The organism is Pseudomonas avellanae BPIC 631 (assembly GCF_000444135.1).
Taxonomy (GTDB): Bacteria; Pseudomonadota; Gammaproteobacteria; order Pseudomonadales; family Pseudomonadaceae; genus Aquipseudomonas; species Aquipseudomonas avellanae.
This window is the reverse complement of the sequence record NZ_ATDK01000380.1, coordinates 1-8815: the sequence shown is the minus strand read 5'-3', so window position 1 is coordinate 8815 and position 8815 is coordinate 1. Positions and strand designations below refer to the sequence as shown.

The following is an 8815-nucleotide window of genomic DNA, read 5'->3' as shown; positions in this document are numbered from 1 at the left end:
CGTTTGGAACGCTAAGGGAGAAGATATTTTGAACAAAATACAGCGAGCCCGCGCGGCAATGAGCACGCAGGCATGAGAGAAGTTAATTTTGAGACGGCACACTAGACTAAAAAAGCACACAAGCCATGCCAGTCCAGGCACCGCCTTGGCCAATCCTGAAAACCACCAGACAAATCCCCCACATCCCCACCCAGCGTCTAAGCTTGGTTCAGGTGCGTTGCCAGGATGACCGGACTATCAACTATGGGCGTATTTCGGCATTCCGATAGCAAGCAAGAAACGCTGTCCGCTGACCGCCAGGATGACCCACGCGCGCCAAAGCGTCCGCGTCGCAAGCGATACGGATGGCGGGTGTTTTGGGTGATTGTGGTGCTGGCCGGCGTTGCGCTGGGTGTTGCAATAACGTTGGAGAGCCGCAGTTCCAGGCTGCAGGCGCGGGAGTTCAGCCGCTTTGCCGCGAGCCTGAGTTATTCGATGCAGCCTGGGCCGAGTCATGATGTGGTGTATCCCGGTGATGGGCCGTTCGACAAGCGCCTGGGTTATTCATCGCTGGATGAGTTTCTGCCGCGCCTGCTTAAACGCGATTACGTGATCACCCGCCAGACGCAGTTTTCCCCGGAGCTGATGCGCTACGTGCAGCACGGTTTTTTCGTGCCCTATGAAGAAAAGACGCAGGCAGGCCTGTCGATCACCGACTGCCGGGGGGCGCCGCTGTATGAATTTCGCTATCCGCAGCAATTTTATCCGACCTTCGCCAGCGTCCCGCCGCTGCTGGTGCACAGCCTGCTGTTCATCGAGAACCGCGATCTGCTCGATCCGCAGCAACCTTTGGCCAACCCGGCGGTGGACTGGCCCCGTTTTGTGAAAGCTGCTTGGTCGCAAGTGGCGAAGATGTTCGCCCTCCCCGGCCAGTCGGCTGGCGGCAGTACGCTGGCGACTCAACTGGAAAAATACCGCCATTCACCGGACGGGCTGACGCAGTCTGGTTCCGAGAAGTTGCGGCAGATGATTTCCGCCAGTGTGCGGGCTTATCAACCGGGGGCCGAGACCCTTGCGGTGCGCCAGCGGGTGGTGCGTGATTACCTGAACAGTGTGCCGTTGTCTGCAGTGCCGGGGCACGGTGAGGTGCATGGTCTGGCCGAGGGCTTGCGGGTCTGGTTCGGCGTGGATTTCGCCAGGACCAATCAGTTGCTGGCATCCAGCCCCGCGGATCAACAGGGGCTGGCCAGCAAGGCGCTGGCACTGCGAGAAGTGTTGTCGCTGGTGATTGCCCAGCGTCGTCCGTCGCATTATCTGGCCAAGGGCCGTGCCGAACTCGCCGAGCTGACCGACAGCCACATCCGTTTGCTGGCTCAGGCCAATGTTATTGATCAACCGTTAGCCCAGGCTGCGCTGGCCGCGAAAGTGACGTATCGCGACTGGGCGCAGCAGCCGACCCTTCAGCCGATCGAAACCAACAAGGGCATCAGCGTGGCGCGCACCCGGCTGTCGAACCTGCTCAATCGCCCGCTGTACGACCTGGACCGTCTCGATCTGTCGGCCACCAGCACCTTGCACGGCGATTTGCAGCGCAGTGTCAGCCAGTACCTGCGCGATCTGGCTGACCCTGAATTCGCCGCCAAAGTCGGATTGCTGGGCGAACGCTTGCTGACGCCTGCCAGCACCACTCAGGTGCGCTACAGCTTCACGCTATTCGAGCGCGGCGCCAATGGCTCGCGCGTCCGGGTGCAGACTGACAGCACCGATCAGCCGTTCGACATCAATGAAGGCAGCAAGCTGGAGCTGGGCTCGACGGCCAAGATGCGCGTGCTGACCACGTACCTGGAAATCATTGCCGAACTGCATGGACGTTACGCAGGCATGGGTACGGCAGAGCTGAGAAAAGTTACGGTCGAGGAGCCCGACCGGCTGACCCGTTGGGCGCTGGATTATCTGCGACTGAACAAGGATCGTGATTTGGCGAAGATGCTCTCGGCGGCACTGGACCGGACGTATTCAGCAAGCCCCGCAGAAGCGTTTTTCACCGGTGGCGGCCTGCACCGTTTCAATAATTTTCGGCGCGAGGATAACGAGCGTATTCCGACCCTGCGCGAGTCGTTGCGTGAGTCGATCAACCTGCCGTTCATTCGCCTGATGCGCGACGTGGTGCGTTACAGCACCTATCAGGCCCCCAACAACAGCGCCGCGCTGCTCAAGGATGACGACGACCCGCGCCGTCAGGAATATCTGAGCCAGTTTGCCGACCGCGAAGGCACGGTATTTCTGCTGCGTTTCTGGAAGCGTTACAAGGATAAGACCACACAGGAACGGCTCGATACCTTTCTCGACGGCATCCACCCGACTGCAATTCGCCTGGCGGCTGTGCATCGTTATCTGCTGCCAGGGGCCGACCAGGCGACGTTCAATACGTTTGTTCGCGCTCATCTTGAAGAGCCCAAGGCAACCTCGACACTGACCGACAAGCGTCTGACCGATCTGTACCAGAGCTACGGACCGGGGGCTTACAATCTGCCCGATCAAGGCTACATCGCGCGCGTTCACCCGCTGGATCTGTGGCTGGTGGGCTACCTGCTCAAGCACCCAGACGCGCAATTCAAGGACGCTGCTGCGGCCAGCCGTTTCGAGCGTCAGGAAGTGTATGGCTGGCTGTTCAAGAGTCGCCACAAAGGCGCGCGCGACAGTCGCGTGCGGACCATGATGGAGGTCGAGGCGTTTCTGGATATCGAGCAGCGCTGGCAGCGCGTGGGCTATCCGTTCGACCATCTGGTGCCGTCGCTGGCAACCGCGATCGGCAGCTCAGGCGATCGCCCGGCGGCGCTGGCCGAGCTGATCGGCATTATCCAGAATGACGGCATCCGCTTGCCGCCCGTGCGCATCGACAGCCTGCATTTTGCCGCGGATACGCCCTACGACACCGAGCTGACGATCAACCCTGAACTGGGCCAGCGCGTGTTGCCCTCCGAAGTGGCCACGGCGATGCGCGAGGCCCTGTCGCAAGTGGTGGATGGCGGGACCGCCAAGCGTGTGCAGGGCACGTTCAAAATGCAGGACGGCAGCGTGCTGGCGATGGGCGGCAAGACCGGCACGGGTGACAACCGCATCGAGAGCATCGGCGCGGGCGGCCGTATTCTCAGTTCCAGGGCGATCAACCGCACCGCGACCTTTGTGTTTTATATCGGCGACAACCACTTTGGCGCGTTGACTGCGTTCGTACCGGGACGCGCCGCCGAAGGCTTTCGCTTTACCTCAGCGTTGCCGGTGCAGGTGCTCAAAGGCATGGCACCGATCCTCACGCCGTACCTGGAAAACCACGGGCAGGCGATGTGCAATGCCCCGCTTGCCGATCCGCCCAAGGGTACCTGATCGCTAATGACCGCTCGTCTGCCGGCTCTGTGAATAGATTTAGATATATCTTAAGGTATATCTAACGCGTAACCAGAGATGAAAAACATGCGTGAAGATAAACACCCTCCCCACCACCGTCCGCCGCACCTGCGTGAAGCAGGCGAAGACCGCGACGGTTTTGAAAAACGCCCCGGCCGTGAACGCGGCGGACGCGGCCCGCGGGTCTTCGCCCCGGGCGATCTGAAATTGCTGCTGTTGGCGCTGATCGCCGAACAGCCGTCCCACGGCTACGACCTGATCCGCAAGATCGAAGGCCTGTTCGACGGCGCGTATTGCCCGAGCCCCGGCGTTATCTACCCGACCCTGACCTTTCTTGAAGAAAGTGAAATGGTGCTCGGCGATGCCCAGGCGGGCAAAAAGCTCTACACCGTGACCGATGCCGGTCGCAGCTCATTGCAGGATCAGGCCGTTGCGCTGGACGGCGTGCGTACGCGCATTGATGTCAGCAAGCGCTCGCTGCGAGGCCATGATCGCCCGGCAGAAATTCACGAAGCGGTGCACAACCTGCGTCACGCACTGCAGATGCATCACGGCCGCTGGACTCCGGAAGAAATCCTGCGGGTCAGCGAGTTGCTCAACACCACTGCCAAGGCCGTCGTCGATGGGCCTCAACCTGCATCGGAGGCTTGCGTATGAATTCGCCACAATCGATCCATCGTGTGATGCACGAAATCAAACGCCGCAAATTGAAGGTTGTGCGGGTCACCGAACTGACGCCACTGATGCGCCGCATCACGCTGCAAGGCCCGGAACTGGCGGGTTTTATCAGTTTGGGGACAGACGACCACGTCAAACTGTTCTTTCCGCAAACGCCGCAAGAGCATGCTGCGCTGGAAGAGTTGACGGCCACCAGCGACAAAGACGCGCCGCGTCCGCCGATGCGCGATTACACCCCGCGCCGCTACGACGAAGCCAGCGGCGAGCTGGACATCGATTTTGTCCTGCATGGCGAAGGTCCGGCCGCCACATGGGCCGCTCAGGCTGAGCCGGGGCAGTTTCTGCACATCGCCGGCCCTCGCGGTTCAATGGTGGTGCCGGACATGTTCGACAGCTATTTACTGATCGGCGATGAAACGGCCATCCCGTCCATCGCTCGGCGTCTGGAATCACTGTCCGCCAACCGTGCTGCACTGGTGGTGGTCGAAGTGGCCAATCAGCAGGAACAGCAGACCTTCGAGAGCGCCGCTCAGGTCGATGTGATCTGGATCGTGCGCAGCGAGCAGAGCCTGGTGGACGTTGTTCGTCGCCTGGAGATGCCCGAGGGCAAGCTGTATGCGTGGGTCGCGACCGAATCGGGTCTGTCACGCAAGGTGCGCCGTGTGCTGCTCGATGAGTTCGGCCTGGAAGACGATTTCGTCAAAGCCGCCGGTTACTGGAAGCTGGGTGACACCGAAGAGTAAGTTTAGGCATGACCGGGCGGCTCACACCTTGCGACGAGACGCCCATTTATCAATCCCCACCAGCAACAGTGCAATCAGGACAAACCCGAGCAGCACGCCCAACGCATTGATAACTGCGCTGCCAAAACCGATCGTGCCAACGTCAATAAAAGGGTACATGTAATCGCCGAGCATGTTGCCGCGCAGCAGAACGTAGGCGAAATAAACCACCGGGTACACCACCCAGAGCGGCACATGGCCAAGGCGCAACCTGCCTTTGGGCACGTAAAGCCACCAATACAGCATGAACGCCAAAGGCATCACATCGTGCAGCAACTCATCGGCAATCCATTGCCAGCCCTGCGGGTGCCACAAGTGGCGCAACAGCACGTTATAAGCGATGCCGACCAGCGCGATGCTCACCACGATGCCGCCGCACACGGCGGGCTGTCGAAAAAACCGATGCCCTGCCGACTGACGCGCAGTCAGGGCACAGCTCAGCGCGACCGCCACCAGCGTATTGGTGAGCACAGTAAAGAAACTTAAAAAACGCACCAGCCCACCGAGCAGGCTGGCGTGGTCGGCATAACGGCCAATGAAGATCAGATAAAGCTGGATCACCAGACCCGACCAGCCCAGGCAAGCGGCGATCAGGGCGTAAAGGCGCTGTCCCTGCGCGTGTTGCGGCTGTTGGCTATGCATCGATCTGTATCCTTGAGGTCCGGCGTCCATGCCGGGCTTTTCTGGCGGGGCTGAAAATATTGAAGAAGAACTACCAGCCCTTGCTGCGATGCAGCTTTACGTAGAGGGCTTCGACTTTTTCGCGCGCCCAGGGCGTCTTGCGCAGAAAGGTCAGGCTGGACTTGATGCTCGGGTCGCTCTTGAAGCAGCGAATGTCGATGCGCTCGGCCAGACCGGACCATTCATAGTGCTCAATCAAAGCCCTGAGAACCTGCTCGAGGGTGACGCCGTGCAGCGGATCGGGATTAGGTGTTGTCATGACGAACCTTGAAGCGAATGAGTAGAGATGAGCCAGAAACAGGCGCACGGGACGCGCCGGGCTTGTCGAAAACGTCGGCCATTGTAAGCGTCGTGGGTGCATAAACCCACACGCCTTAATGCACTGTTGCGAAACCGGCAATGATCCATGTCAGGTTTATTGCTTTTAGAAAAATCGTTAGCGTCCTATCATTACCCGTTTAAAGGATTGCACGCTTCCCTTCTGAAGAGAAACCGTTAAACAAACACCTATGCACGAATTCAGGAGGCAATGGTCTACGACTCAATGACCACGCCGGGCTGAACGGGCAACCGTGTTCTGTTTGACGTTGAATTCGACTGTCGGTGATTCGTTTCAATAAACGGCTTCAAGGAATGCTGCCAGGGTCGGCGACGCATACGAAAACAAGATATCAACTACTTACTTCTCGCGGAGATTCGCATTATGAGCACTGAAGGTGCTTCAAATAGAAATCGCCTGTTGCCGACCCTGCTCGGGCTGGTGATCCTGCTGATGGGGCTGGCGTTGCTGGTCGGCGGCGTCTGGCTGCTGCAACTGGACGGCTCGTTGTATTACCTGCTGGCCGGTATCGGCTTCGCTGTAACGGGCGTGTTGCTGATGACCGGGCGTGCGGCAGCCCTGGGTCTGTACGCGCTGCTGCTGTTCGCGAGCACGGTATGGTCGTTGTGGGAAGTCGGCCTGGACTGGTGGCAACTGGTGCCGCGTCTGGCGCTATGGTTTGCACTCGGCATCGTGTTGCTGCTGCCGTGGTTCCGTCGGCCGCTGCTGCTCAACGGCCCGGCGCGCATGGGCACTGGCGCATTGAGCATCGCTGTGGTGCTGGCCGGTCTGGCCGCGCTCGCCAGCCAGTTCACCAACCCTGGCCGTATCGAAGGCCAACTGGACCGCGAAACGGCTGGCACCACCAACACCGCGCCGGCCATGCCTGACGGCGACTGGCAGTCCTATGGGCGTACCGCTTTCGGCGATCGCTATTCGCCACTTGCGCAAATCACGCCGCAAAACGTCGACAAGCTGCAACCGGCCTGGACCTATCGCACGGGAGATATTCCAGGGCCGAACGATCCGGGCGAAACCACTGCCGAGAATACCCCGCTCAAGGTCAACGGCATGCTTTACGTGTGCACGCCGCACAGCCAGGTAATCGCGCTTGATCCGGATTCGGGCAAGGAAATCTGGCGCTTCGACCCCAAGCTCAGCACTCAGAATGCGGCCAACTTCAAGGGTTGGGCGCACATGACCTGCCGTGGCGTGACTTACCACGACGACGCAGCCTATGCCGCCAGCGCTCCGGCGCAAAGCCCGGCAGCACCGGCCGCAGCCAGCGCTACGTCAAGTATCTGCCCACGCAGAATCTTTCTGCCGACTGCCGATACCCGCCTGATCGCCCTGAACGCCGACACCGGCAAGATGTGCGAAGACTTCGGCAACAAGGGCTCGGTCGACCTGACGGCCAACATGGGTACGTTCGCACCGGGCGGCTACTACTCCACCTCGCCACCGGCGGTGACCAAAGATTTGGTAATCATCGGCGGCCACGTAACCGATAACGTTTCGATGGACGAACCGTCCGGCGTGATCCGTGCGTACGACGTGCACACCGGTCGTCTGGTCTGGAACTGGGACAGCGGCAACCCGGAAGAAACGGCTCCGATTGCCGATGGCAAGATCTACACGCGCAACTCGCCGAACATGTGGTCCATGTTCAGCGTCGATGAAAAGCTGGGCATGATCTACCTGCCGATGGGCAATCAAACGCCTGACCAGTGGGGCGGTGATCGTACGCCAGAGTCCGAGAAATACAGCGCGGGTCTGGTTGCACTGGACATCGCGACTGGTCACGTACGTTGGGGCTACCAGTTCACTCACCATGACCTGTGGGACATGGACGTGGGCGGCCAACCGACACTGCTGGACATGAAAACGGCTGATGGCGTGAAGCCTGCGGTATTGGCCTCGACCAAGCAGGGCAGCATCTACGTGCTGGATCGCAGCACCGGCAAGCCTATCGTGCCGATCAACGAAGTGCCGGTTCCACAGGGTGCTGTTGCAGGCGATCACACGTCGCCGACTCAGCCCAAGTCCGACCTGAACTTCATGCCGCCGCCGCTTAAAGAGCGCGACATGTGGGGCGTGACGCCGTTTGACCAGATGATGTGCCGGATCGATTTCAAGTCGCTGCGCTACGACGGCCCGTTCACGCCGCCATCGTTGCAGGGTTCGATTGTGTATCCGGGTAACTTCGGTGTGTTCGACTGGGGCGGCATCTCTGTCGATCCGGTTCGCCAGATTGCATTCGTCAATCCGAACTACATGGCGTTCCGCTCCAAGCTGGTGCCTTCTGCCGACGTTGAAGGTGGCCCGGGCCGCAAGAGCGAAACCGAAGGCGTGCAGCCGAACAAGGGCGCACCGTATGGCGTGATTCTGGAACCACTGCTGTCGCCGATGGGCCTGCCGTGTCAGGCACCGGCATGGGGTTATGTAGCGGCGGTCGATCTGACCAACCAGAAAACCATCTGGATGCACAAAAACGGCACCGTGCGTGACAGCTCGCCGATCCCGATCCCGCTGACCATGGGTGTTCCAAGCCTGGGGGGGGACTTTCACTACCGCCAGCGGCCTGGCCTTCATGAGCGCCATGCTTGACCAGTACCTGCGTGCTTATGACGTGCGTAACGGCAAGCAACTGTGGGAAGCCCGCCTGCCAGCAGGCGCGCAAACCACTCCGATGACTTACACCGGCAAGGACGGTCAGCAATACGTGCTGGTCGTGGCCGGCGGTCACGGCTCACTGGGCACCAAACAGGGTGACTACGTGATGGCGTTCAAACTGCCCAAGTAAGGTGGTTTGGAGGTAACTGAACAAGCGGCTATCGAGAGGTAGCCGCTTTTTTTATGGCCAGACGCTCGGCATGCCGTTCTGGACGCTCTGCGTCCTCTTTGTGGCGCTTCGCGTCACACAAGGGTTCTGCGATGTCAGTTGGATATGTTCCAGGCTCAAGGCACCTTT

Annotated in this window: 5 protein-coding genes and 1 pseudogene; 4 read left to right on the top strand and 2 right to left on the bottom strand. The window is 60.1% G+C overall.

Annotated features, from left to right (window positions below):
* The first annotated feature begins 243 nt into the window (after nucleotides 1-243).
* The 3 genes from DW49_RS0122480 (at nucleotide 244) to DW49_RS0122470 (ending at nucleotide 4805) form a co-directional block, all read left to right on the top strand.
* Nucleotides 244-3363 (top strand): transglycosylase domain-containing protein, encoded by a 3120-nt coding sequence (locus DW49_RS0122480; protein ID WP_024420096.1) that lies wholly within the window; start codon nucleotides 244-246, stop codon nucleotides 3361-3363.
* Between the two features lie 78 nt (nucleotides 3364-3441).
* Nucleotides 3442-4041, top strand: a complete 600-nt coding sequence (locus DW49_RS0122475; protein ID WP_005739163.1) for a PadR family transcriptional regulator — start codon at nucleotides 3442-3444, stop codon at nucleotides 4039-4041.
* The gene (locus DW49_RS0122470; protein ID WP_005620074.1) at nucleotides 4038-4805 is read left to right on the top strand and encodes a siderophore-interacting protein; all 768 of its coding nucleotides are present in this window, start codon (nucleotides 4038-4040) and stop codon (nucleotides 4803-4805) included. The genes DW49_RS0122475 and DW49_RS0122470 overlap by 4 nt, the downstream gene beginning before the upstream one ends.
* A gap of 21 nt (nucleotides 4806-4826) precedes the next feature.
* Here the strand turns inward: DW49_RS0122470 and DW49_RS0122465 are convergent, their stop codons facing one another.
* Together DW49_RS0122465 and DW49_RS1000000132915 are read right to left on the bottom strand one after the other, a co-directional pair.
* Nucleotides 4827-5486 (bottom strand): Pr6Pr family membrane protein, encoded by a 660-nt coding sequence (locus DW49_RS0122465; RefSeq protein WP_005620075.1) that lies wholly within the window; start codon nucleotides 5484-5486, stop codon nucleotides 4827-4829.
* A 70-nt stretch (nucleotides 5487-5556) separates the two neighbouring features.
* A complete protein-coding gene (locus DW49_RS1000000132915; RefSeq protein ID WP_024420097.1) occupies nucleotides 5557-5784 on the bottom strand; it encodes a VF530 family protein in 228 nt (75 codons plus the stop codon).
* A gap of 444 nt (nucleotides 5785-6228) precedes the next feature.
* Here DW49_RS1000000132915 and DW49_RS01000000128750 point away from each other — a divergent pair.
* A pseudogene (locus DW49_RS01000000128750) lies at nucleotides 6229-8647 on the top strand (glucose/quinate/shikimate family membrane-bound PQQ-dependent dehydrogenase).
* Nucleotides 8648-8815 lie beyond the last annotated feature (168 nt).

What these genes read in the sequence shown, in the direction of transcription:
- DW49_RS0122480 (WP_024420096.1), top strand. Translation starts at nt 244, where the DNA reads ATGGGCGTATTTCGGCATTCCGATAGCAAGCAAGAAACGCTGTCCGCT.
- DW49_RS0122475 (WP_005739163.1), top strand. Translation starts at nt 3,442, where the DNA reads ATGAAAAACATGCGTGAAGATAAACACCCTCCCCACCACCGTCCGCCG.
- DW49_RS0122470 (WP_005620074.1), top strand. Translation starts at nt 4,038, where the DNA reads ATGAATTCGCCACAATCGATCCATCGTGTGATGCACGAAATCAAACGC.
- DW49_RS0122465 (WP_005620075.1), bottom strand. Translation starts at nt 5,486, where the DNA reads ATGCATAGCCAACAGCCGCAACACGCGCAGGGACAGCGCCTTTACGCC.
- DW49_RS1000000132915 (WP_024420097.1), bottom strand. Translation starts at nt 5,784, where the DNA reads ATGACAACACCTAATCCCGATCCGCTGCACGGCGTCACCCTCGAGCAG.